We start from the raw sequence: 25,599 nt of genomic DNA on the forward strand, positions 1-25,599 counted from the left end.
AAAAATAAGATTATCTATCCAATCTAGCACTAGGGAGGAGTTGATTTGTAATCTCATAGAGTGCAATTCCTGTAGCTACGGCAACATTCATACTACTGTTATTGCCATACATATCGATGTGTACGGTTTGATCTGATAATTTGAGAGCTGCTTCAGAAACGCCATGATTTTCTTCTCCAATGATCAGTGCAATCTTTTGTTCAGAATTCATATCATAGTCCGAACAAGCAATACTATCTTCAGTAATCTCGAGGGCAACAATCGAATATCCATCTTCTTTTAGGCTTGTAATGACCTCTGTAATTTCTTCTTTATGTTGATGCGCAACATGATGATGCGTTGACCTGGCTGTGCGCAACATACGTTTGCTTACTACAGTAATGTCTTCACCACAAAAGTAGATTTGAGAAATACCAAAACTGTCCGCAATACGAAAAAGACTTCCAATATTAGCAGGAGAATTTACCTGATCACAAATAAGAACTATTGGAAATTTTTTTAGTTCAAATTTAGTGGTATCGTGATGTAATTGATGCCCCATTTAATTTTCGAATGCGTATTTGATGATATTTGCTCCCATTTTTAGTGCTTTCAAACGAACTTCTTCGGGATCATTATGTACTTCTGGATTTTCCCAACCATCTCCCAGGTCACTTTCAAAAGTGAATAGCAATACCAATCTGTTATTGTCTATAATGCCAAGGGCTTGTGGACGTTTGCCATCGTGTTCATGAATTTTGGGTAGCCCTTGCGGGAAGCTATATTTTGAAGAGAATACAGGATGTGAAACGGGGAGTTCTACCAATTCTTTATCAGGAAATATTTTTACCAGTTCCTTACGTACGTAGGGTTCCATACCATAGTTATCATCAATGTGCAAAAAACCACCACTCAATAGATAGTTTCTTAGATTTTCAGCATCTTCAGGTGTAAAAAATACATTACCATGCCCAGTCATATGTAAATAGGGATACTGAAAAATATCTACGCTCTCTGGTTTTACCGTTTTGGGTTTCCCAGCAATGGTAGTATTAATATTTTGATTGCAAAACCTTATGAGGTTAGGCAACGCAGTGGGATTACTATACCAGTCACCACCTCCTTTGTATTGCAAAACAGCAATTTCCTGGCTATAGGTCGTAAAGGATGTCAATAAAATAAGGAGTGAAACCGTAAGCTTTCCCATAAATCTCGTCTAAAATAAAGTCTAAAAATACTAAAATTATAAAATGAAGAAGCACCTTTTAATTTTATTAACGCTCGTTGCGTTTTCGTCTGTATATGCCCAAGATCAGAATTCTGCCATAGTTTTAGAATTGTTTACCTCTCAAGGATGCAGTAGTTGCCCTCCAGCAGATGCCTTGTTGGATGATATACGAGAGCAATACGAAAATGATAATGTATATGTGTTATCCTATCACGTAGACTATTGGAACCGTTTAGGTTGGAGAGATCCTTTTAGTACCGAAGCCTATAGCGACTACCAAAGAGATTATGCGGTTAAATTTAGAAGTAGATCGATTTATACACCTCAATTGGTAGTAAACGGAAGCGAACATTTTACGGGATCAAATCAGTACAAAGCTGATGACGCATTGCGTAGATATGCTAAAGCGCCTACGACAAATAATATTAGTATTAGTGATGTGAACCAAAAGGGAAATACAGTGAGTTTTTCATATACAACCAAAGGAGATGAATTTTCTACAGTAACATTAGCGTTGGTAGTGGCAGAAAGGATCACTAAAGTTTCCAGAGGAGAAAATAGAAATAGAACCCTTAAAAACACCAATATCGTAGCCAATAGAGTGGTGAAAAATGAAGAAACTGGGGAAGTATCTATCGCGATACCAGATTGGGTAGGAGATACGGATCAATTAGCAGTTATCGCTTATACCCAGGATAGTGGATTACGAACTACAGGAGCTGTACGAATAGAAATTTAGTGTTACCGAATAACTTTGAAGAGAATAAGCTGATTTAATTGCGGGAAAAAAGAACTAAAATTATTATCAGATACCACTAATATGGCTCTACTTCCATCCTCAAAAGTAGGGCCAAAGGTAATGCCTTCTAGATTGTCGACCATGGTGTTGGTTAATTGACTACGGATGGTCTCAAAATCAAAAAGTAATGTTTTTTCTGCTTTCACAATATTCGCTCCGGATAGTGAAGCAATATCTAATGTATTAGAAGTTTCACTAGCATCTACTTTATAGATTTTTACAGAATTTCCTCCATCCAGATATCCCGAAGAAAAAGAGCGTTCGAGTACCAGAAATTGATCGGTATCATATTCCAGGATTTCTACCAATCCGTTTACGGTAAAATCTGTACCCAATGCTGGTGGTCTTGCAACTGGATCTAATTCGTAGGCAAATTGTCTTTCGGCTATACCAGTAGTTTTGTTGATGTACGTAATTCTAACCGGAGAGTCTGTGTCTGTAAGACCGGGTTCGGGACCGTCTTCTACCAGAGGCAATTCGAAAGCGATCCAATATCCATGTTGATCATGACTACTAGATAACCCTTCCAAAGCACCATTATGCCTTGGGCCAGTAGTGTTATCAGTAGTATTGGCGCTAAAGTTATCTGGCAGTGCAAAGCTTTTGATCTGTTCCCCCGATGTTGTAATTTCTATTAGAGCAGGATCAATTCCATTAACTATAGAACCTTCACTTGTATATAAAAGAGTATTTGTAGTAGTATCAAAACGTATCGCTTCGGGATCTACCATTCCTGTTTCGAAGGAAATTCCATCTGCATTTTTGATTTCAGTCATTTTAGATATCCCCACATTAGTAAATCCTTGTTGCGAATAGGTGATAGCAGCTTCGTAAAATCTAATAGGTGGTGTAGAAGCATCACTTAGCAAGTACCATTTGTTATTGTAATAGTCGATACCTGATAAGCCACCAACAGGAACTCCCTCGATATCTTGACTTGGGATCACAAATTCATCGATAAATTCTAAAGCGCTGATAGTATTGGTATCTGGAGCATCTGGATTTGTATCATTGTTGTTGGAAGAACAACTACATAAAAAAGTGAATAGCACCAGTGAAAATAAAGCCCCCTTTTTCATAAATGTTTGATTTAAAATATAAAGATATTGATTCGAAATGAGATGCCAGTAGTTATGCATTAATGAATGCAATACTATGTACCGCAGAAATGGCTGCTGTTTCGGTTCGCAATCGAGTTGTACCCAATGTAATTGGAATATAACCTACGTCCAGTGCTATTTTAATTTCTTTATTTGAAAAGTCCCCTTCAGGCCCGATCAAAATTGTAGTATTGGTTTTGGGCTCTACAATGTTTTTTAGTAGTTCTTTTGGCCCCTCTTCGCAATGTGCGATCAATAGTTGTCCTTGAGATTGCTGTTGCATGAACTCTGAAAACGAAACTGCCGGATGTAATTTGGGTAAATGATATTGTAGGGATTGTTTCATTGCACTTTGCAAAATGCGCTCAAAACGCTCAGGTTTTATTACTTTCCGCTCACTATGATCACAAATAATGGGTGTGATTTCATCGATTCCAATTTCGGTTGCTTTTTCCAAAAACCATTCATAACGATCGTTCATTTTGGTAGGAGCAACAGCCATATGCAAACGATAAGGATGCTTTGTTTGTGTTTCTCTTGAATTTATTTTTGCAATGCATTGCGAAGGGTTAGAGAACGTAATTTCTGCAATAAACAGTTCTCCCTTACCATTGGTGATATGCAATACATCTCCTTCTTTTTTACGCAGTACTTTGGCTATATGCTTGCTCTCCTCCCTGGTAAAGCGGATCTCTGTACTTGTGGTTTCTAAAGTATGGTTGTAGAAAAGTTGCATTAGATTTTTATTCTGGCTTTGGCAACTACGCTCATGTCTGTAAATTCTCCTTTCAGGTATTTTAAATATCCAACAATCCCTATCATTGCTGCATTATCTGTGGTATATTCAAATTTTGGGATAAAGGTTTCCCAACCAAATTTACCTTCACCTTCTTTCATGGCATTTCTGATTCCAGAATTTGCCGATACACCACCTCCGATAGCTATTCTTTTAATTCCTGTTTGTTTTGAAGCTTTTTTGAGTTTATCCACCAGGATTCCAATAATGGTATACTGCAGGGAAGCACAGATGTCGTACAAGTTCTCTTCTATAAATTTTGGATTTTCCTTCACTTTTTTCTGAATAAAATAAAGCACCGCGGTTTTGAGTCCGCTGAAACTAAAGTTCAAATCACCTACTTTAGGTTTAGGAAACTGAAACGCTTTTGGATTTCCCTGTTGCGCATATTTATCAACCAAGGGACCACCTGGATAAGGCAAACCTAGTAGTTTTGCACTTTTGTCGAAAGCTTCTCCCACAGCGTCATCAATGGTTTCTCCGATCACATCCATATCAAAATGATCATTGACTTGAACAATTTGCGTATGTCCACCGCTAATGGTCATCGCTAGGAATGGAAAATCAGGTTGCTGATATCCTTCTTCTTCAATAAAATGGGCAAGGATGTGCGCTTGCATATGATTTACGTCGATCAAAGGGATATCTAGGGCCAGGGCGAGGGATTTGGCAAAAGAAGTACCTACTAGCAAAGATCCCATTAGTCCAGGGCCTCTAGTAAAGGCAATGGCATTCAAATCTTCTTTGGTAATTCCTGCTTGTTTTATAGCCTGATCAATCACAGGAACGATATTTTGCTGATGTGCTCTAGAAGCCAATTCAGGCACAACACCACCGTATTGTTCGTGTATTTTTTGGGAGGCTACAACATTTGATAAAACTTTTCCGTTGCATAATATAGCAGCAGAGGTATCATCGCATGAGGACTCAATACCCAGGATGTATATTTTTTGTGGATTCATTATGAGGAAAAGGGCATAGAAATTGTTAATATTGTCAGCAAAGTTAAAACAATAAAGCATATCAAAAAATTTCGGAAAATATTACTTAGGGTATTTCTTACCCTTTTGTCGCTATTTGCATTTTTAGTGATTGTATTTTCTGTTCCTGCTGTTCAAACTTATTTTGGAGATAAAATCACCAATAATCTTAAAGAAAAAAATAACGTAGATATTACTATCGGTAGATTAGGGTTAACATATGCCGGTAGGGTGAGTCTTAAAGAAGTATTGGTAAAGGATCATCATAATGATACCTTGATGTTTGCTGGCGAAATTGAGACATCGATAGGTAATATTAATGATATTTCTAATGGCCAACCAGAGATAGGAGATGTAGCTATAGAAGATCTTGTTTTCAAAATGAAAATGTATAAGGATGAAAAGTCGGATAACCTCATGACTTTAATCCGCAAATTCGAAAGTGATAACCCTTCTTCTGGCAAACGATTTTTATTGACTACGCAAGCCATAACTATTACTAATGGAAGGTTTAGTTTCACCGATGAGAATCTAAATAATCCAGAAGTGATTGACTATCGAGATATTTCTCTAGATGCTGAAAATTTAATGGTCGACGGGCCTGATGTGTATTTGAATATCAATGCACTGGGATTAAAAGATCAAAGAGGGCTTAATATTTCAAAGTTACAAACGTGTTTTTCTATCAAACCTGAAGAAATGAATTTTCAGGAGTTAGTGATAGAAACTCCGGATTCTAAGATTCAAGGAGAAATATTGTTTTCATACAAGGTTGGTGGACTGAGTAATTTTGAAAATGAGGTAAATATCAAAGCTGATTTTGATAAAGCCAGTGTATCTACAAATGATTTAATTCCTTTTTATGGCGGATTTGGAAGAAATCAACAGTTTAGATTAAAAAACACCTCGGTGCAAGGAGTATTGAATGATTTCAAAGTAGTTAACGCTAATATTACGGGATTAGACAGATCTATAGTAAAAGGAAATATTAGAATTAAGAATGCGGTTTCAGACGCCACAAAGTTTGAACTCGAAGGAGATTTTGATGATATTACCACGAATTACTATGACCTTATTAATCTTATGCCCAAGATTCTGGGAGAAGCGCTTCCTAAACAATTGTATCAATTTGGTAGCGTAAAAGCTATAGGTAATGCTTCGGTGACTACCAAAGCGGTTGATATGGATATGGATTTGATATCTCAACTTGGGAAAATAAATGCATTTGTTTTACTAGAAAATCTGGATGATATCCGGACATCTACTTATAATGGAAATGTAATTTCGAGTAACTTCAATGTAGGGCAATTGTTGGGATTAAAAACAGTAGGAAATGCAGGGTTTGACATTCATGTTGATGGTAGCGGTTTTACCCTGGAAAGTTTGGATACCAAGATAGAAGGGGATATCAATAAACTTGAAATTAATAATTATACCTATACCAGGCTTAAAGCTATAGGAAACCTAAAAGACCGTGTTTTTGATGGGGAACTAGATTCCAGAGATCCAAATATTAGGTTTGCTTTTAACGGGGTTGCTGATTTATCTCAGGAAATCAATAATTATGATTTTGTAGCTCAAGTGGATCATGTGGATTTGAATAAACTGAACATCTTTACTCGAGATGAGGTGTCTGTGTTTAATGGAGATGTATTCATGAAAATGAAAGGAACCAATATCAATGATGCTTTTGGTACCATTTCGTTTGCAAAAACCTTGTATGCTAATCAGGACGCAAATTATTACTTTGAAGATTTTGATATCACTTCAAGTTTCGATGATCAAAATGTACGTACCATCACCATCAATAGCCCAGATATTATTCAAGGGAGTGTAAAAGGGATTTTTCGGTTCGAGAATGTGTACGATTTGTTTAGAAATTCTGTAGGTAGTCTATATACTAATTTTGAAGCGACCGAAATTACAGACGATGAGTTTATGGAGTTTGATTTCAATATCTACAATAAGATTGTGGATGTTTTTTATCCTGAAATTCAGTTCGCACCCAATACTGTGATAAAAGGCCGAGTAGAAAGTAATGAATCTGAATTTAAACTCACTTTTAAATCCCCGGCTATCCGAGCATTTGGTAATTTGATGGAAGAGGTGGACATCCAAATCGATAATAAGAACCCATTATTCAATACTTATGTCGCGGTCGATAGCATAGCCTCCAGGAACTATGGGTTATCAGAGTTTAGTTTGATTAATGTAACCCTCAAGGATACTTTGTTTATGCACTCCGAATTTAAGGGAGGCAAAAATAATGCAGATAACTTCAATCTGGAGTTTTATCATACCATCAACCAGGAAAATAACTCGGTGATTGGATTTAGAAAATCTGATCTCACCTACAAAGGGCATACCTGGTATGTAAATCGCGATAAAAACAAAAGCAATAATAAGATCATTTTTGATAATGATTTCAACAATATTGATATCCAATCCCTGATATTTAACTATAAAGATGAGGAAATAAAGGTGAATGGAGTTGTGGAAGGGAAATACCATAAGGATGTCAAAGCCACTTTTCAGAATGTAGATTTAAATAAAATTACTCCTAGAATAGATAGTCTTAGTTTTGGAGGAAGGGTAGATGGAGAGTTAACTGTTCTGCAGGAGAATGGAGAGTATTATCCCAATTCAACAATCAGCGTAGATAATTTGGCTATTAATGAAACACTATTGGGGGATTTAAGGATTGATGTAACGGGAAATGATGATTTAACCGAATATAATGTAAATACACAATTAACCGATAATGGGAATCACCAAAGCCTGTCTGCTTTGGGGACCATTAATGTTTCAGAAAAAGGATCAAAGATGGATGTAGATGTAGATCTGGATCGTTTTAATATAGCAGAGTTTAGTGCTTTGGGAGGGATTGTAGTATCTAATATAAGAGGATATGTTTCTGGAGATGCCAAGATCTCGGGAAGTTTTAAAAACCCTTCGATAGATGGAGCGCTCAAATTAAACCAAGCAGGACTTACAGTACCATATTTGAATGTTGATTTGGATTTTGCAGAGAATTCCAGAGTTGTTTTAGAAAAACAACGGTTTAATTTTGATGATATTGATATCATTGATACCAAGTATTATACTCAAGGTGTATTGAGTGGATATATTGGGCATCGACAATTCTCCAAATGGGAAATAGGATTGAACTTACTTGCACCTGATCGATTATTAGTATTGGATACCGAAGAAGACGAAGAGTCTTTGTATTATGGAACAGGGTTTATAAGCGGAGATGCTCAAATACAAGGGCCCACAGATCGTTTGGTAATCGATGTGAATGCTACTACAGAAGAAGGTACGGTCTTCAAAATACCATTAAACGAGAGTGAGTCTATTGGGGACAATTCTTTTATACATTTTTTAAGTCCTGAAGAAAAACGTGCACGACTAGAAGGAAAAGAAATCATATTGGACGATGTAAAAGGGTTAGAACTTAATTTTGATCTGGATGTAAATAACAATGCTGAGGTAGAAATTGTGATCAATAAAGAAAATGGAAGTTCTTTAAAAGGAAGAGGAGCGGGTACTTTGCTTATCGAGATCAACACCAACGGTAAGTTCAATATGTGGGGGGATTTTGTGGCGTATGAGGGGACTTATAATTTCAGATATGGTGCTTTTGTAGAGAAATTGTTTTCTGTTCGGGATGGAGGGACCATTGTTTGGGATGGTAGTCCAACCAGAGCATTATTGGATCTTAGCGCAGTCTATAAAACTGAAGCCAATCCTGCTATTTTATTAGAAAATGCCTCGATAAATCGAAAAATTCCTGTCGAAGTGGTAGTGGATTTGCAAGGAGAGTTGATACAACCTAATCTTAATTTTAATATCGAATTTCCGAATTTGAGTTCTGTGGTAAAAAGTGAATTAGATTATAAGTTGAGTGACCAATCCAATAGAGAACTACAAGCGTTATCTCTAGTGTCACAAGGACAATTTTATAGTGACGAAACCCTTAATCCAAATACTATAACCGGAGGATTGGTAGCAGAAAGAGCATCGAGTCTATTTAATAACTTATTGTCTGATGATGATGATAAGTTTCAGGTAGGGGTAAATTATGTACAGGGAGTAAGAACCCTGGATCAGGAAAATGCAGATCAGTTTGGTCTCACTCTTTCGACACAGATCAATAATAAAATTTTGATTAATGGTCGAGTAGGGGTTCCAATAGGAGGTACAGATCAGTCTACCGTGGTAGGGGACGTAGAAATCGAGTATTTGTTTAATGAAGATGGGTCGTTACGAGGAAAAGTATTTAATCGTCAAAACGATATACAGTTTATTGGGGCGCAAAACCAAGGATATGAACAAGGTTTAGGATTATCCTATTCTGTAGATTTTGATAATTTTGGAGAGCTATGGCAGAAGGTGTTCAAAGGAAAAAAGAAACCAAAAGACTCGATTGCAAAGCCAGTAGATACTACCAAAATAGAAGCTCCGGATTTTATTAACTTTACTGAGAAGAATAAGTAAATTATTTTTCAGACTTTTATTACAAACAAAACCAACTAAACAACAAAAATAAATGGCAAAAGAGATCAGAACGATTGGGGTGATGACCTCTGGAGGAGACGCTCCTGGAATGAATGCAGCGATCCGTGCAGTAGCACGAGCTTGTGCGTATTACAACGTAAAATGTATTGGGTTTTATAGAGGGTATCAAGGAATGATCGAGGGCGATTATTGCGAAATGAACGCTCGTAGTGTACGTAATATCATAAGCCAAGGTGGAACCATTTTAAAATCGGCCAGGTCCGAAGAATTTCGAACCAAAGAAGGAAGAAAAAAAGCAATGGATCACCTTAAGAAGCTAGGTATAGATGCTATGGTACTGATCGGTGGTGATGGAACTTTCAGAGGAGGGCAAATTTTTAGTGAAGAATTTGATATTCCTGTAATCGGTGTGCCAGGGACTATCGATAATGATATTTCAGGAACAAATTATACCATTGGTTATGATACGGCTTTAAATACAGTGATCGATGCTATTGATAAGATTCGTGATACTGCCAGTTCTCATGATCGACTGTTTTTTATTGAGGTGATGGGGCGTGATGCTGGTTTTATTGCTTTAAACAGTGGTGTAGGAGCAGGAGCCGAAGAGATTTTAATCCCGGAGGAAGATCTTGGTTTGGACCGATTGTTAGAATCTTTGAAAAGAAGTAAACGTTCTGGAAAATCCTCAAGTATTGTTGTAGTAAGTGAAGGAGATAAGATCGGAAAAAACGTATACGAACTAGCGGATTATGTAACCGAAAATCTACCGGATTATGATGTCCGGGTTACAGTATTAGGCCATATGCAAAGAGGAGGGTCACCAAGTTGTTTTGACCGCACTTTGGCAAGTCGACTATGCGTAAAAGCGGTAGAATTATTGTTGGATGGTGAAAAAAATGTAATGGTTGGACTCATCGATAATAAGGTAACCGCTACCAGTTTTGACGAAGGACTCTCCAGCGAACATGAAATCAATAAGGAATTACTGCGCATTTCAGATATTCTGTCTACCTAATTTTCTGTTTTTATTCTATACCTTATGATGACAATTGCAATTATAGCCCACGATGGCAAAAAAGCAGAAATGGTGCAGTTTCTTAACGAACACCAGAACGTACTAAGCGACAAAAATATTAAACTCGTATCTACCGGTACCACTGGAGAAAAGGCCAAAAGGGCGGGTTTTGAAGTATCTCCATATCTTTCAGGGCCGTTGGGAGGGGATGCGCAAATTGCTTCAGATGTTGCCGAGAAAAAAGTGGATATGGTGATTTTCTTCAGAGACCCATTAGCAAAACACCCACATGAACCGGATATTTTTATGCTGATGCGACTGTGTGATGTGTATAATGTACCACTAGCTACAAATCCTGCTACTGCCGAGTTGCTACTCAAAGGATTGTAGTATCTGGATTCACTTTTTATTTAAATACCTTTCTTTCAGGGGGAAATCATCCTTCACAAAGTAAAGTTATCTACAAGATTAATGATGTTTGTTGTTTAAATGATCTCATATTCAGTAAGATATCGTTTGTAGATAGCTAGCTTCATTTGTAAATTATTAACAGTCTTCGATATCCGTGATTTAATGTCTTCAGCTTTTTTATATTTGCAGCTTCTTCTTGAACTCCCCAAAATAGAAGGAAAGTAGTTATAGTTTAACACTATTATGTATTCAGACTTTGACCATTGATTTTTATTTTTTTGTAGGAAAACTAAAAAAAAATGAAAAAACAGGGTAACAAAGTTAACGGTTGTTACATAAATAAAAGTTAAACGATAATTAAAGGCAAAACATTTACATCATTTTATAAACTAAGGTATAGATGAATAATACACTCATTCGAAAATCAATGCTAATTGGATGTTTAATATTTTTATATTCTTCGATTGCATCAGCGCAGGTAGTAATTAATCCTGCTTCAGGAAGAATAATGGATATCGATACAGATTTTGTATTCAGACTTACAGAAAAAGGATATAACAGACCCATACTACAATCAGGATGGTTATCCGGAGTTGGGGATTTTTTAGCGATCAAACATGGGGGTCAAATACAGAGGCAACTACCTATGGTTTTCGTATTAGTGATGCCAGAGGATTTGAATTTGGTAAAAACGATTTTGGATCTACATTTTTTAAAGTAAATACTAATGGGAATGTAGGGATAGGTACTTCAAATCCAGGAATCGAATTCGACGTAAGAGGTAGGGTTCAGTTTCATAGTTTAGGGAACACAAATAATTTCTTGCATTTTGATTATGACTCCAACGGAAACAAATTAAGGAGTTATGGAACCAATCTTTTTTTAGAAACCCGAAATATTACCGAAAACATAGAGTTTCGAACAAACAATTCTTCAAATTCATTAATGATTGTAAAGGGGAATGGAAATGTAGGAATTGGAACAACGGATCCACAGGATAAATTGCAGGTTAGAGGAAATTTAAGGTTAGATGGAGGATATAGTAATGATGAAATTAGGTTTGAATCACAAAATGGCTTTCATAGAATAGCTTTTAGACAGTTACGATTTTATGATTGGGATGGTGGAGGAGATAATCTCACCATTAATAATGGTAGTGTTGGAATAGGTACAACCACACCAGACGCAAAACTTGCTGTAAATGGTAATATACATGCCAAAGAAGTAAAAGTAGATTTGGTAGGTTGGCCGGATTACGTATTCGAAAATACCTATGAATTACCAACATTAAATCAAGTAGAAACACATATCAAAGAAAAAGGACATCTGCAAAACATACCATCGGCTCAAGAAGTTGCCGAAAACGGTATTGAATTGGGGGAGATGAATAAAAAATTATTGGAAAAGATAGAGGAGCTTACTTTGTATACCATTGCTCAGGAAAAGGAACTTAATGACCAAGAAAAGCGGATTAGAAGTTTAGAAAATAAACTAGAAAAATTATTGCAACAATAACTAGGCAAACATGAAAAAAATAATTGTAATTGGTTTGATACTGCTTTCAAGTAGTGGGGGTATAGCGCAACAGTGGAATTCATCTGGAGATAATACTACTTCGGGGAATGTAATTGTACAGAATCCTCAAAACACTTCGGCAGTAAGTATATTATCCTGGCAAAATAATATCGCCAGAATCAGGATTGGTGGAGATGGAGTTGGTGCTGATAATGGTTTTATGATTCAAGGTGTAGGAGATAAAAACCTACTTCGCATTATGAATGGAGGAAATATTGGTATTGGTACAACGAATCCATTTACTCCCTTGCATGTTAAGTCATCCCTAGATGGAGTAGTTACTTTTCAGACAGAAGATAACACATGGCTATATACCAATTGGATGGATAATACCGGTACTCGAAAGACATGGATGGGGTTAGGAGCAGATCTATCTTCTTTTAATATTAATGTAGAAAACGGGACTAATAAAATACTTTTTAACGGTGGAAATGTTGGGATAGGAATGACCGATCCCAAAGAAAAGCTGGAAGTGATTGGAACCGCTCTGATCAGTTCGAGAAATACCCGCGGTAGTGTAAAACTTAAGTTAGAGCGCGGAACAGAAGGCAAAGATGCAGCTGTGATTTCATTTGGACAAAATGATAGTAGTATTTGGCATACCGGATTATTGTATTACGGAGGAAACCCTTCACCTAACTTTTATATTAGTCAAAATAATGCTATTGTTGATGGAAATGGACAAGCGGTGCATACCCCAGAATTTACAATAGATCAAAATGGAGATGTAGGTATCGGAACAATTTCACCATCTGCAAAACTTGAAGTAAGAGGAGATGCTTTGGTGAATAATTTCAACACCAGAGGAAGTGCTATTCTTAAAATAGACCGGGGGACACAAGGAAAAGACGCTGCAGTTGTTTCTTTTGGTGAAAATAACAATTACACTTGGCATACAGGATTATTATACAATGGTGGAGCACTTACTCCTGATTTTTACATCAGTCAAAAAAATCTTATCAGAGATGGAAATGGACAAGCTGTTCATACTCCTGAACTTGCCATAACGAAAAACGGAATGGTTGGAATAGGAACCACTACACCAGATTCCAAACTAGCCGTAAACGGCAATATACATGCTAAGGAAGTAAAAGTAGATCTAATAGGTTGGCCAGATTACGTATTCGAAAATACGTACCAATTACCTACACTAGATCAGATAGAAACTCATATCAAAGAAAAAGGACACTTACAAAACATCCCATCTGCTCAAGAGGTCGCAGAAAATGGGATTGAACTTGGGGAGATGAATAAAAAATTGCTGGAAAAGATCGAGCAGCTTACGTTGTATACTATCCAACAGCAAAAGGAAATAGAAGAACTAAAAGAAATTGTAGCAAAATTGATAAAACAATAATAAAGGAAAGATGAGAAAACTGATTGTAATTATTACACTACTATCAATAAATATTGGGATGCATGCCCAGGAAAATCAAATAGGAAATACCGGAAATATTGGGATCGGTACAACAAATCCATTTTCTCCGTTACATATTAAATCTTCACTTGATGGTATGGTTACTTTTCAAACTTCAGATAATACTTGGTTATATACCAATTGGATGGATAACGGTGGTACGCGAAAGACATGGATGGGATTGGGAGCAGATCTTTCTTCTTTTAATATCAATGTAGAAAATGGGACTGACAAAATACTATTTAATGGAGGAAATGTAGGTATTGGAACCACAAACCCCGAGCATCATTTGCAACTAACTAGCTCTAATAATCCAACTCTTGCTATTGGGAAATTAAATACAAACACTCAAGGTAAATCTTCATTAATATTTTTTGCCGGAAACGGCACAACAGCTAATGGTTTTACTATGCAGTATAACAAAACAAATAGTACAGATAGACTATCTTTTGTTGACGGAGGAAATAGGGAAGCTCTTTCAATTGAAAATGGCGGTGATATTGGTATTGGGACCACTACACCAGATTCCAAACTTTCTGTAAAAAGTGGAGGACAATCGATTAACTTCTTAACAGGTACAAATTCGAGCGGATATGTATTAAATATTGGGGTGAATGATGATGGGGTAAATATTGCCAATAACTCTAAAATTAGAGGTTTTAACCTCAAGAATTCTGATCAAACCATCAATTTCCTTACGGGAACGAATACGAGCAGATATAACCTGAATATTGGAGTGAATGACGATGGTATAAACATAGAAAATAACTCAAGTGTAAGAGGTTTTAACTTTAAAAATGGCAACGGAGATTTGATGCGTATCACACATTCTGGTAACATAGGGATCGGTACGATTACTCCGGACTCCAAACTCTCTGTTAACGGTGTAGTTCATGCCAAAGAAGTAAAAATAGACCTAGTAGGTTGGCCAGATTATGTATTCGAAAATACGTATCAATTACTAACACTAGAACAAGTAGAAACTCATATCAAAGAAAAAGGACACCTGCAAAATATCCCATCTGCTCAAGAAGTAGAAGAAAACGGGATCGAATTGGGGGAGATGAACAAAAAACTTTTGGAGAAGATTGAAGAATTGACCCTGTATACCATCGCCCAGGAAAAACAAATACAAGAACAAAACAAAAAAAATCAGGAATTGGAAGACAGGTTGAAAAAGATTGAAGATCTGTTGTCTCAAAACTAAATACACTTAATAGTAAATACATATGAATAAACTAGCCTTACCCATCGCAATTATAGCATTAATAGCTTCTGTAGCGTCTTTTTTCTATTTACAATCTTCTTCAGAGTTGGTATACGTAGATGTCAATAAGCTTTTGGATGGATATAAACGTACAAAAGTGGTGAAAGCGGAATTTGATGAAAAAGCTAAGACCATGAAAGCGAATGTAGATAGTCTGGTAGCCAATTGGCAAAGTGAACTGAAATCTTATGAAAAAGAACGTAGTTCTATGACCAAAAAAGAATTGGAATTAAAACAAGAGTTACTGGGGAATAAACAGCAGCAGATCAATAACTATCAACAAGCGGTACAAAAACAGTTAATGGAGGAAGATAAAAAGGTGACGCAAACGGTAATTAATGACATTAATGACTTTGTAAAAGAATATGGGAAAGCAAATGGATACAAAGTGATTTTTGGAGCTACCGGTAATGGTACCATTATGTACGGAGAATCCTCTGCCGACCTTACCGGAGAAGTACTGGAACAACTTAACGCCGAATTCGAAGGAAAATAATGTATAGAACAATAATTGGGATCATATGTATGTGCTTGGCTTTTGGTTGTGGTAACAAATCTTTTGATACCGCAGAAGCATTACAGTTATATATCCAGCAGCCAGAGAATGAGTACGTATACTCTAAGACCGTGAATGGGGTTGATTTTTCGGTGCTGTATAAACCCACTGACTTGTTGGTGAATCAAGAGTTAGGTGATCACAAATCTGCTGAGATTGTAGATAGTCTTCGAGATAAGTATAAAGCATACATGTATTTCACGGTATCCATGTCCAAAAATAATCAAGAGTTGCTAAGCAATGTAGCAGGTAATAAGCGGCGTTTTGGAGCCATGGTCAATGAACTGGCTTTTGGTATGGAACAGAAGGTACATCTTTATACACCCAAAAAGGATACGGTCTTATTGGTAGATTATATATATCCGAGGATGTATGGTATGAGTGGAGCCACCACAATGCTTTTTGTGTACCCAAGAGAACAAAAGGTAACAAATCAAGAGTTTATGACATTAAGTATAGAAGACTTAGGATTTTACACTGGGGAAGTGAAGTTTAAAATCCCAACCAAAATAATAGCAAGCGAACCTAGAATACAATTCAACTAAGCAAAAAGAAAGAAGTAGGGGGAGGAGATTCATCATCTTCATACCTCATGCATTGCACTAAAAACAAAAATCTGATGAAGAAAACCGACGCTGTACTAAAAATTAGTTCAATTATCAGGTGTGCCATTATGGTCCTGATTTGTACCCAAGTTTTGATAACCAGTAGTATTTATGCTCAGGGACCAAATGCACCAGAAGCAGGAGCATTTGAACCAGTAGATGCGACAGATATGGTAAGCTTGTTAACGGGTGATATGACTTATGTATTACCATTATTAACAGTGCCAAGTCCGGAAGGAGGGTATCCACTATCTCTATCGTATCATGCAGGTATTGCAACCGATCAAGAAGCTTCATGGGTAGGATTAGGTTGGTCTGTAAACCCTGGAGCTATTAATAGAGGGGTAAATGGATATCCGGATGATTGGAAAAATGGACAATTACGAGAAAGTTTTTTTGATGTTGGAGGATCAGAAACTAGGCAATCGATAGATGTATCTTATACTTTTTTGGCTGGAGTTCCTTGGTCTATAGGTACTTCTTTCTCTTTTAGCTCAAACAAAGCATTTGGAGGTTCTGTGAATTTTGGGCATAAGCTCGGAGAAGGACGAATAGGACTAGGACTAGGTTTTGGAGTAGGAGCTAATGGTAGGTTTTCTGGGTCATTGAATGGAGGTTATAGTTCTTCAACTGGACAATATCTTGGAGGTAGTGTAGGATCTAATGGAATAGGCTTAAGTTCAAATTTGGGGATAATTGACATTGATTTATATAAAGGGTATAACGGAGAACAATCACTTTCTTTAAGTTATTCAAAAAGCATAGCTGGTAAGACTAACAGTGTAGGAATCAGTTTTTCATCTGAAGGAACATCTATTTCTACTAAAGTACTAGGTGTAGGGATTGGTGCTAGAAACGCATTCGCTAATGCTATTTCTATGGGTGATTATAATGTAAACCACGATAATGAATCTTATTTAATTGGAATACCTACGGCAAAAGGGCTTTTTACTTTCGGCTATAACAAACAAAAGGTGAGTTGGTATTTGAACTCGGCAAAGACTAGTAATGTAAGTGGGGCGTTGTATCTTGGAGATGCATTGAAATATGAATGTGCTGTAAACATAAGGTACCATTCAAATTATGGTCAAGGGACACAATCTACAATTACTACTTATGTCAATTCACCATCAGATTGTAATTGTAGTGCAGTTGCAGATAATCCTTTAAGAGACTTGTTTTCATGTTTGAGTGCCAATTTGATATCCGAAACTCCGGTAAATGGAGAGAAATATTTTATGGATGTTAATGAAATAGGGTTAACTAATGGGGTAAGAGAGTTAAACGAAAACAATCCGATGTTTCCAGCTTTCGATTCATTTAATGTGTCGGCTCAGGGGCTTTCAGGATCTATGACTCCTAGGGTATCTCGAACTGGAGCTTTGTTAGGTTTACCTAGGAGTATATCAAATAACAGTGCTTACGAATTAAGTTATAACTTATCAAGGTACTCTGGTTTTCAAAATAGCTATAGTTTCCCTCCTGAGGTTTATTTTTATTTTAACAATCAGTATTCTTCTTCTTTAACTGTAAATCCTGCCAATTTTAATTCTAGTTCTTCAAATAACGATATTTATGATTATTACCAAAATGGTAGTGGGACATCATATACTTCAAGAAAAAAAGATGGACGTTTTGTTTCTCATTATACAATTAGTGAGATGGAAGACGGTTCTGCAGCGCAGGATGGGTTGTTATTACCATTAGGGTTTGATGTAAAAGATATTGTAGATGGAACTTTGGCAACTGATGGAGCTTACATCCCGATAGCTGGACTGTCTAATTCTACTAATGATATTATTGGGGGTTTTATGATCGTAGCTCCAGATGGAAAAACATACCATTACTCTCTGCCGGTATTAAATCTTAGTACTACAACCAGAACTTTTGGGGCAATTAGTAATAAGCCTGAAAGAGAATCTTATTTTGAGACTAATCAGGATCCATATGCAACCCATTGGTTGTTAACAGCGATTACAGGACCTGATTATGTAAAGATGAGTTCTACAAGGAATTATCCAGATGAGGGAGATTTTGGATATTGGGTACGTTTTGATTATGGAAAATGGAGTAATACAAGTGTTTGGAAGACTCCTTACGGGGAAGATTATGACGTTTCTGAGGATGACCCAAATATTAAAACCAAAACTTATGGGCGAAAACAGATATACTATTTGGATCGAATAAAAACCAGAACACACACAGCTTTGTTTGTAAAAAATATCAGATTTGATAATTCTAGTGAACGATGGGAGAGACATCAATTCGCTAATTCTGGAGTGCAACCAAGTACTAGTCAATTTGATCAAATCACATTCACTATTCCTAGTCAAAAACCATTACGTTTGGAGAAAATTGTTTTGGTAAAAAACGGAGATGATTCTGTGGATAAATCACATAGCGCTAATTTTTCTACGCCAGCTATGGCATTAACACCAGTCAATAGTGCACCTAGATCGGATCATAATCTACAAGACAACATTATTGATGTAAAAGACAATATAGATGCGGTTATTAATAAGGCAATCAAGGTTATTGATTTTGGATCCCATTATTCCTATGATTTGGTGCCGAATTCACTGAATTCTCCGGGTGGGAGACTAACGCTAAATGGATTGACATTTAAAGGTAAAGGAGGAACTCAAATGATTCCACCTTATAAATTTGAATATCAAAAGAATTTGAGTTATAATGAAAATAATAAGGATCTTTGGGGCTTTCATAAAAATGATCCTGGGGCTTGGTCATTGCACAAAATTACTACTCCAACTGGAGGAAGTATCAATGTTACTTATGAACCTGATGATTATGATTTTGCAGCTTCAGAGACTGGAAGAGTTTTTAATAAAGGATTAAAATTCACTTTTCTTTCGGGACAATTTCCAACCAGTAATACAACTCCTAGAAATATTCAAATTAAAGTTGAGGTAGATAATCAGGATAACTCTGTCGCTCATTTTGCACTAGCGGATTATTTTGAGAGCGGGAAGGATTTTTATATTGACATGTGGTTAAATGCAAAAATAGCTCTAGTAACTAATATTACATCCATTAATATCTTGCCCCAACAAGCTAGAATTATTTCGTTGGATGCATCAAATAACTCCATGGTTATCGAAGTTTCAGCAATGGGGACTTCTGGAGTAGGCTATGATATTTTTTTGAATGCATCTCCAATCTCAGTTAAAACCACAAATACAGGCGCCTTAGGAGAAAACAAAAGGAAACCACGACCATATACAGTTACTGGAGGAAGCAATCAATATTCTTTGGTGCATAGTATAGTTTCAAACAAAAGACCTGACGGTAAAGTAGGGGGAGGTCTTCGAGTCAAAGAACTAAGTGTTTCAGATGGGATTAACAGCCATAAAACACAATATTTTTATAATCGACCTGGAACTAACGAAAATCCAGCAAATTCCTCATACAAATCCTCAGGTGTTGTAAGTTATATACCGGTTCCAGAAAAAACGGAGCTACCAATCGGTTATGGATCAGAACTACCAGCTCCTACTCCTATGTATGAATATGTAACTGTTAAGTCAGGAATTAATTCTAATACTAATAGCTATTTGGAGAAAACGGTGTACAAATTCAAAGTGTTAGGTGAAAAAGAACAAAATAATATAAAATTTGGAGACTTGTTCCAGATAAATGATCAAACAATCTCCAATACCTATAATGCAGGTCAAAACAAGGACGTAAATATTCAGAAATTCGAAATTGAAGATAACTTAGCACGCTTAGGGCAAATTTTGGAAGTGAATACATTCAATAGTAGAGATCAATTGTTGTCTAAAACAATAAATAACTATGCGACATCTTCAGAGATAACTCAAGGAGTCATTAAGGAATCGTTTCAAACATACAAGGAGATTGATTATGATTCAAATATTAGGGATGAATGGATGATCAATACTTCTACTAGGACTATATATCCTTCCGTTCTTAAGAGTACAACTACAATACAAGGAGGGTTTAGTTCTACCACAAATTTTGATGTTCATGATAATGTGTCTGGACAATTATTAGAGACTACAACCGAAGATAGTAAGGGGAACAAGTTTAAAACCAAAACAGTTCCTGCGTATACAATACCACAATACTCTACTGGTTTAAGAAGTATGGCCTCTAAGATAGATGGTATTACAAATAAAAATATGTTAACACAAGAAGCAGCTAGCTTCACTTATCTTGATGTCAACGGATCTTGGAAACCTATTTCAGCACAAATCAATACATGGTCAAACCAATGGCGTAATCATTTTATTTTGAATAATACATATTCAGAAATTTTACCTAGCAGTGATAAATTAGTATGGCGGAAGTATCAAACTTATGTTTGGGGAGGAAACGTAAATCCTGATGGGACTTATCAGAATTATACGGGTGAGTATGATAGCTTTAACTGGAATATTGATGGTAATCAAACCAATTCAGAATGGAAGAACGTTTCGACTATAACGAGGTATGATAATTTCTCTATGTCAATCGAGGAAAAGGATATTAATGATAATTATGCTTCCACCAAAATGTGTGATGATCATACTAAGGTGTTAGCTACTGCTAATGCAAGGTATACAGAGATGTTTGCGTCGGGTGCCGAGTATTATTCAGGTACTTTAGGAACTTATGAAGGTGTTGTATACACAAATGCGCAACACTCTTCTGAAAAATTCCATACAGGTAGGTATTCTTCCAAAACTTCGGCTGGCAAACAAGGATTTAAAGTAGAATTATATGGGCCACATAGAAACGGTCGTTATCAAATCTCCGTGTGGGCTGATAAAATTAATCATACCAATGCAAGAGTTAATATAGGTAATGGTAATGTACCATTTAATGGCGAAATCATTCCTGCTGGAAATTGGGTGCAATTGAATCATTATTTTGAGGTTCCTGCTGTAGGATTGACTGCCTACGTTACTTCAGCATCCGGAACCATTTACTTTGACGATTTTAGAATGTTACCTGCAAATTCTAGTATTATGACCTATGTTTATAATGACTGGGACGAATTAACCCATATTATTGGAAGTAATAACTTGGCAACCAAATATGAATATGATGATGTAGGAAGATTAAGAAAAACTTATGTGGAAACAATTGATGATATTGGTGTAACCGGAGGATTCAAAATTAGTAAAGAAGTAAACTATAACTATAGTGAAAGTACTACGACAACTCCACCGCCACCTCCTACCTTATCCGTAGGTTTAGGTATAGGTGATATTAATGTGTCTAATACCACAATTACTGCCTATGTTTCTAGCGGTAGTGGTGACTATGAATATCGTTGGGCAGTAAGTAGTACAAATAATTCCAACTTAAGCTATGGATCTTGGACCACATCAAATACCCGAAGTTTGTATACAGAATGTGGAGAGTTTGGTAGACGATATTATGGTTGTATCGTAAGGGATAAAATCACTGGATTATCTACTACAAAAACAGGTAATCACCAACGACAAAATTGCTCAGGTGGCGGTGGCGGTCCAATTTTAGAAGAAATCAATCAACAATAATTAAGCTAAACAACAGATAAGATGAGAATCAATAAAATATATACTACGATTTTGTTATTACTAGGGTTTGTAGAAGTTAGTTTGGCTCAAACTACTCCTAAGTCTGTTACGAATACGGATATAAATTGGACTTCAGTAAATAGCTATGATATCACGGGAAGAGTTGTGGGAGCTTCAGTTAATTTTTTCGATAACTTAGGTAAAGCCACACAATCTCAGACTTTTGATGTAAAGACTGGTAAGCACTGGGCCAGTGAAGTACTATATGATAGAGAAGGACGCCCTGCTTTACAGACATTTAGTGCCCCGATTGGAGTAAGTACAGACTTTACTTATAAAACTGGGTTTATAAAAAAAACAAATAATGTTAATTTTGGCATTAGCGATTTTGAAGACTCTAATACAGAGACTCCATCTTTATTAGGAGCACAACTAAATACACTAGGCTGGTACTACAGTCAAAGTAATACTACAGAACCATATCAGGACGTAACACAGCGCCCCTATTCACGTACGATATTTAGTGAACTAAACCCTGGCGAAGCACTAAAAATTATAGGAGGCAATAGAATTAATGGTCAATGGAAGAATGGGTATGTTTTCTCCATGCCGGCAGGTCGAGAGTTGGCTCAAGCTGGAGCATTTAATGATACTAAATACTATGGAGAAAATTATAATATCATCAAAACAGTATCTCGCGATGTGCATGGGGTTGAAAATGTAGTTTTTACAGACGCAGAAGGAAAAACTTTGGCAACCGCACGAAGTGGAAATGAAGAAGGGAATACCGCTACCCGAATTTCTGTAGTACGTATCGGTGAACAAAGATATGTAGATGTTCATGTTCCTGTTGGGACTACAGGTATTACAGTAAGAGATTATCAAGGAAGAATTTTAAATAATGATGCTCGATTTGAGGTATATAACTTGATTACAGAGCAAAGAGTAAATTCGGCTTTTAGCAGTTTTCCTAATGGGTTTTATAGAATTGTTGTTGTGGATGGTAGCACAACCAACTATACGGTTAATTATTCAGAGAATTACTATGATTATGCTCTTAATGAGTACGATAACGCTGGACGATTAGTTGCTTCCTATCAGCCATTAGAAAAACTAAAAAGTGAATTTCAATATGATGCTTTGGGGCAATTAACCTATACCAAAAACCCGGATGAAGGAGAAGCTTGGTTTAAGTACCGCAGAGATGGGCAAATACGATTTTCTCAAAACAGCAAACAAAAAACGGCGGGTGAGTTTTCGTATACCAATTATGATGATTTAGGAAGGCCTATAGAAAGTGGTGTTTTATTAAGTACAGCATTTGGTACTGCAAATCCTGATAATACATTACCATCAGGAACCAAAAAAGAACAGTTTAACACGATTTATGATACCATCAGTACTACAGATAATAATGCGTTGCCTTCGGGATACAAAAATCCTTTGTTTTTGTCTGGGAATGTAGCTAAAACGTGGAATGAAAATACGACTACTTACTATAGCTATGATATCTATGGGCGTGTGGCATGGATTGTACAAAATATATCGGGATTGGGGATCAAAACTATAGATTATGAATATGATCCTGTAAGCAGTCAGGTAACCAAAGTGTATTATCAAAAAGGACAGACAGATCAGTTTATCCATAGGTATACCTATGATGCTGTAGATTATAGTTTAACCAAAGTAGAAACCTCTACGAACGGTTCAACATTTACCGAACACGCGTCGTATACATATTATGAGACAGGTGCTTTAAAACGCACCAATCTAGCACAAGGATTACAAGGAATCGATTATGTCTATAATTTGCAAGGCGCCTTAAAAAGTATCAATCACCCTAGTTTGTCAGGCTCTAATGACCCTGGGGGCGATACAAACGACTTGTTTGGGATGATTATCGATTACCATAGTTATGATTATAATCGACCTAAACGTAATATAAAAAGTGCAAGCTACGGTGTAGATCAATATAATGGTAATATTAAAGGAATTCGTTGGAACTCTAGTTACAGTCCCGTGGCAGGAAAGGAACATGCCTATAGCTATGGTTATGGTAGAGATAATTGGTTAAAAAGCGCTAACTATGGATATTTTACGGGTGATTACAGCAGTCTGCCAGTAATAAACGAAGGAGAAGCGGGGACAGCAGCTGATGAAAATATTACTACTTCTGCAGTATGGAATTCTGGAACTAGTAAAAACTACCTTGCTAATAATACCATTGTATTGAAACCAGGATTTCATGCAAAATCGGGAAGTGTCGTTTCTGCCAAGATTTCTGGATCTTCTACAGTCCATGATGTAAATGCTGGTAACTTGGTTATGAATGCTAATGGAGATTATAAGGTAGATAATTTGAGTTATGATGCTAATGGAAATATTCAAAGTCTGAATCGAAACAAAAATACAGTTGGTGGCAGTAACGCTATGGATCAATTAAGTTATGTCTACAAAACCAATAAGCCTAATCAGTTGTTACGGGTGGATGATGCAGCAGGAGACGTATCTGGAGCAGATGATATCGGCGATCAAAACGGGAACAACTATTTGTACAATGAAATCGGGCAATTAATACAAAATAATCAAGATAATATTAGTTATCTTTATAGCCCAAGGGGTTTGGTGACCGAGGTTAAACAAGGAAATCAACCCTTGGTAAAGTTCTTTTACAATGATAAAAACCATAGGGTAAAAAAGGAATCATATAATCCTACTAACGGTAGTTTAACCTATACTGAACATTATGTGCGTGATGCTGCGGGCACAGCGATGGCGATCTATCGTAATGGACAAATGATAGAGAATACGATTTATGGTAGTACTAGATTAGGAGTACGTAAAAGTGATGGAAGTCATTTGTATCAGCTTACTGATCATTTAGGCAATGTACGTGCTGTTGTGGGTAGAACAGCATCTGGTCAAGCCATGGCACTGACCAGTGCTACCGATTATTATCCTTTTGGGATGCCAATGCCTGGTCGTAACTTGCAAGGAGATTACCGATATGCATACCAAGGGCAGGAAAAAGATCCTGAGACTGGTAAAGAGGCTTTTGAATTGCGTTTATGGGATAGTCGAATAGGAAGATGGTTGACTACTGATCCTGCTGAACAATATCATTCACCATATATGGCAATGGGAAATAATCCAATAACTGGCGTTGATCCGGATGGCGCTAAAAATATTAGATTTGATAAAAAAGGTAATTATATAGGTATAGATCATGATGTGTGGTGGCATAATTTGTTTTTCGGTAATAGAGGACAGTATGCAGATGGTAATGGTGGTTGGACTAATTTTACCTTTAATGATGAATCAGATATTGCCAGGTTTCGCTTGGACCCAAGTGATGAAAAATATCTTAGTGGAATAAATTTAGATTTTCTTAATGGCGTTGGTTATGATAGGGTTGATCAGGCAATTGAAATATATGGAGGGAAAGATTTTTTTCCTGATTTAAGAAAAATCTACAATTCAAGTGGTGCAGGGGCAATATTTGATTATCAAAAGCATATACCTAGAGGTGTTTTATATCTTAATAAAAATTGGGCAGGAGCTAATGTCGTTTATAATCCAAAAGATGCCGGAAATTTTTTATGGGGGCGAACAATGAGACTTCTAGGAGTTCCTTTAGATTGGGCAGGAGCTGGTGCGGAGTACAATGCCTTTCGGTATGGAAAATCACAGAATGGAGAGTCTAATTATCATGATCCTTGGTATAAAAAAATTACTTTTTTTGGGGATTCCGTTCATGATAAAAGAGCTATCCGTAACGGATGGGGTTCAGTATCAGATCATTATTGGAATCGATTTCAACAGTAA

At 36.5% G+C, this 25,599-nt stretch carries 17 protein-coding genes; 11 read left to right on the forward strand and 6 right to left on the reverse strand.

The window, feature by feature from the left end; all coding sequences use genetic code 11:
• Positions 1–10: 10 nt before the first annotated feature.
• Positions 11–541 (reverse strand): TrmH family RNA methyltransferase, encoded by a 531-nt coding sequence (locus BUE24_RS00640; RefSeq protein ID WP_073312539.1) that lies wholly within the window; start codon positions 539–541, stop codon positions 11–13.
• Entirely contained in the window at positions 542–1,186 is a 645-nt protein-coding gene (locus tag BUE24_RS00645) for a DUF4159 domain-containing protein (protein WP_073312541.1), read from the reverse strand.
• A 43-nt stretch (positions 1,187–1,229) separates the two neighbouring features.
• Between BUE24_RS00645 and BUE24_RS00650 the strand changes: the two genes are divergently transcribed.
• Complete coding sequence (locus BUE24_RS00650; protein WP_073312543.1) at positions 1,230–1,946, forward strand: DUF1223 domain-containing protein; 717 nt, start codon at positions 1,230–1,232, stop codon at positions 1,944–1,946.
• A gap of 2 nt (positions 1,947–1,948) precedes the next feature.
• On the opposite strand, the gene BUE24_RS00655 is transcribed toward BUE24_RS00650, so the two are convergent.
• From BUE24_RS00655 to tsaD, 3 genes are read right to left on the reverse strand one after another with little or no spacing between them, the layout of a single operon-like run.
• On the reverse strand, positions 1,949–3,085 hold the full coding sequence (locus tag BUE24_RS00655) for an esterase-like activity of phytase family protein (protein WP_073312545.1): 1,137 nt from the start codon (positions 3,083–3,085) through the stop codon (positions 1,949–1,951).
• Between the two features lie 52 nt (positions 3,086–3,137).
• Entirely contained in the window at positions 3,138–3,842 is a 705-nt protein-coding gene (locus BUE24_RS00660; RefSeq protein WP_073312547.1) for a 16S rRNA (uracil(1498)-N(3))-methyltransferase, read from the reverse strand.
• The gene (tsaD, locus tag BUE24_RS00665) at positions 3,842–4,864 is read right to left on the reverse strand and encodes a tRNA (adenosine(37)-N6)-threonylcarbamoyltransferase complex transferase subunit TsaD (RefSeq protein WP_073312548.1); all 1,023 of its coding nucleotides are present in this window, start codon (positions 4,862–4,864) and stop codon (positions 3,842–3,844) included. The genes BUE24_RS00660 and tsaD overlap by 1 nt, the downstream gene beginning before the upstream one ends.
• A 126-nt stretch (positions 4,865–4,990) precedes the next feature.
• Here tsaD and BUE24_RS00670 point away from each other — a divergent pair, with 126 nt between their 5' ends.
• Genes BUE24_RS00670 through BUE24_RS00680 form a run of 3 tightly spaced genes read left to right on the forward strand, consistent with a single transcriptional unit; the run spans position 4,991 to position 10,808 of the window.
• Positions 4,991–9,379 carry a translocation/assembly module TamB domain-containing protein gene (locus tag BUE24_RS00670; protein WP_244548098.1) on the forward strand — a complete coding sequence of 1,463 codons (4,389 nt, stop codon included), beginning with the start codon at positions 4,991–4,993 and terminating at the stop codon, positions 9,377–9,379.
• 52 nt (positions 9,380–9,431) lie between these two features.
• Complete coding sequence (gene pfkA / locus BUE24_RS00675; protein WP_073312550.1) at positions 9,432–10,418, forward strand: 6-phosphofructokinase; 987 nt, start codon at positions 9,432–9,434, stop codon at positions 10,416–10,418.
• Between the two features lie 27 nt (positions 10,419–10,445).
• Positions 10,446–10,808: a methylglyoxal synthase gene (locus BUE24_RS00680; protein WP_073312552.1), complete on the forward strand. Its 363-nt coding sequence runs from the start codon at positions 10,446–10,448 to the stop codon at positions 10,806–10,808.
• A 393-nt stretch (positions 10,809–11,201) separates the two neighbouring features.
• Here the strand turns inward: BUE24_RS00680 and BUE24_RS23785 are convergent, their stop codons facing one another.
• The gene (locus BUE24_RS23785; protein ID WP_073312554.1) at positions 11,202–11,396 is read right to left on the reverse strand and encodes a hypothetical protein; all 195 of its coding nucleotides are present in this window, start codon (positions 11,394–11,396) and stop codon (positions 11,202–11,204) included.
• Between the two features lie 12 nt (positions 11,397–11,408).
• Here BUE24_RS23785 and BUE24_RS00690 point away from each other — a divergent pair, with 12 nt between their 5' ends.
• The 7 genes from BUE24_RS00690 to BUE24_RS00720 all read left to right on the forward strand — a co-directional run bounded on the left by BUE24_RS00690 (position 11,409) and on the right by BUE24_RS00720 (position 25,599).
• The gene (locus tag BUE24_RS00690; protein WP_073312556.1) at positions 11,409–12,344 is read left to right on the forward strand and encodes a hypothetical protein; all 936 of its coding nucleotides are present in this window, start codon (positions 11,409–11,411) and stop codon (positions 12,342–12,344) included.
• 10 nt (positions 12,345–12,354) lie between these two features.
• Positions 12,355–13,761, forward strand: coding sequence for a hypothetical protein (locus tag BUE24_RS00695; protein WP_073312558.1), 1,407 nt, complete (start codon positions 12,355–12,357; stop codon positions 13,759–13,761).
• A 10-nt stretch (positions 13,762–13,771) separates the two neighbouring features.
• Entirely contained in the window at positions 13,772–15,028 is a 1,257-nt protein-coding gene (locus BUE24_RS00700) for a hypothetical protein (RefSeq protein WP_073312559.1), read from the forward strand.
• Positions 15,029–15,050: 22 nt separating this feature from the next.
• A complete protein-coding gene (locus BUE24_RS00705) occupies positions 15,051–15,584 on the forward strand; it encodes an OmpH/Skp family outer membrane protein (RefSeq protein ID WP_073312561.1) in 534 nt (177 codons plus the stop codon).
• Positions 15,584–16,189, forward strand: a complete 606-nt coding sequence (locus tag BUE24_RS00710) for a hypothetical protein (RefSeq protein WP_073312563.1) — start codon at positions 15,584–15,586, stop codon at positions 16,187–16,189. The genes BUE24_RS00705 and BUE24_RS00710 overlap by 1 nt, the downstream gene beginning before the upstream one ends.
• A 74-nt stretch (positions 16,190–16,263) precedes the next feature.
• Complete coding sequence (locus BUE24_RS00715) at positions 16,264–21,774, forward strand: hypothetical protein (RefSeq protein WP_073312564.1); 5,511 nt, start codon at positions 16,264–16,266, stop codon at positions 21,772–21,774.
• Between the two features lie 21 nt (positions 21,775–21,795).
• Positions 21,796–25,599 carry an RHS repeat domain-containing protein gene (locus tag BUE24_RS00720; RefSeq protein ID WP_073312566.1) on the forward strand — a complete coding sequence of 1,268 codons (3,804 nt, stop codon included), beginning with the start codon at positions 21,796–21,798 and terminating at the stop codon, positions 25,597–25,599.

It is taken from the genome of Aquimarina spongiae, assembly GCF_900141785.1.
GTDB classification, from domain to species: domain Bacteria; phylum Bacteroidota; class Bacteroidia; order Flavobacteriales; family Flavobacteriaceae; genus Aquimarina; species Aquimarina spongiae.

Bases quoted from the DNA above. Each gene is read 5' to 3' on its own strand.
- BUE24_RS23785 (WP_073312554.1), bottom strand. From the start codon at position 11,396: ATGGGTCTGTTATATCCTTTTTCTGTAAGTCTGAATACAAAATCTGTA.
- BUE24_RS00645 (WP_073312541.1), bottom strand. From the start codon at position 1,186: ATGGGAAAGCTTACGGTTTCACTCCTTATTTTATTGACATCCTTTACG.
- BUE24_RS00695 (WP_073312558.1), top strand. From the start codon at position 12,355: ATGAAAAAAATAATTGTAATTGGTTTGATACTGCTTTCAAGTAGTGGG.
- pfkA (WP_073312550.1), top strand. From the start codon at position 9,432: ATGGCAAAAGAGATCAGAACGATTGGGGTGATGACCTCTGGAGGAGAC.
- BUE24_RS00660 (WP_073312547.1), bottom strand. From the start codon at position 3,842: ATGCAACTTTTCTACAACCATACTTTAGAAACCACAAGTACAGAGATC.
- BUE24_RS00715 (WP_073312564.1), top strand. From the start codon at position 16,264: ATGAAGAAAACCGACGCTGTACTAAAAATTAGTTCAATTATCAGGTGT.
- tsaD (WP_073312548.1), bottom strand. From the start codon at position 4,864: ATGAATCCACAAAAAATATACATCCTGGGTATTGAGTCCTCATGCGAT.
- BUE24_RS00680 (WP_073312552.1), top strand. From the start codon at position 10,446: ATGACAATTGCAATTATAGCCCACGATGGCAAAAAAGCAGAAATGGTG.
- BUE24_RS00690 (WP_073312556.1), top strand. From the start codon at position 11,409: ATGGTTATCCGGAGTTGGGGATTTTTTAGCGATCAAACATGGGGGTCA.
- BUE24_RS00650 (WP_073312543.1), top strand. From the start codon at position 1,230: ATGAAGAAGCACCTTTTAATTTTATTAACGCTCGTTGCGTTTTCGTCT.
- BUE24_RS00720 (WP_073312566.1), top strand. From the start codon at position 21,796: ATGAGAATCAATAAAATATATACTACGATTTTGTTATTACTAGGGTTT.
- BUE24_RS00705 (WP_073312561.1), top strand. From the start codon at position 15,051: ATGAATAAACTAGCCTTACCCATCGCAATTATAGCATTAATAGCTTCT.
- BUE24_RS00700 (WP_073312559.1), top strand. From the start codon at position 13,772: ATGAGAAAACTGATTGTAATTATTACACTACTATCAATAAATATTGGG.
- BUE24_RS00710 (WP_073312563.1), top strand. From the start codon at position 15,584: ATGTATAGAACAATAATTGGGATCATATGTATGTGCTTGGCTTTTGGT.
- BUE24_RS00640 (WP_073312539.1), bottom strand. From the start codon at position 541: ATGGGGCATCAATTACATCACGATACCACTAAATTTGAACTAAAAAAA.
- BUE24_RS00655 (WP_073312545.1), bottom strand. From the start codon at position 3,085: ATGAAAAAGGGGGCTTTATTTTCACTGGTGCTATTCACTTTTTTATGT.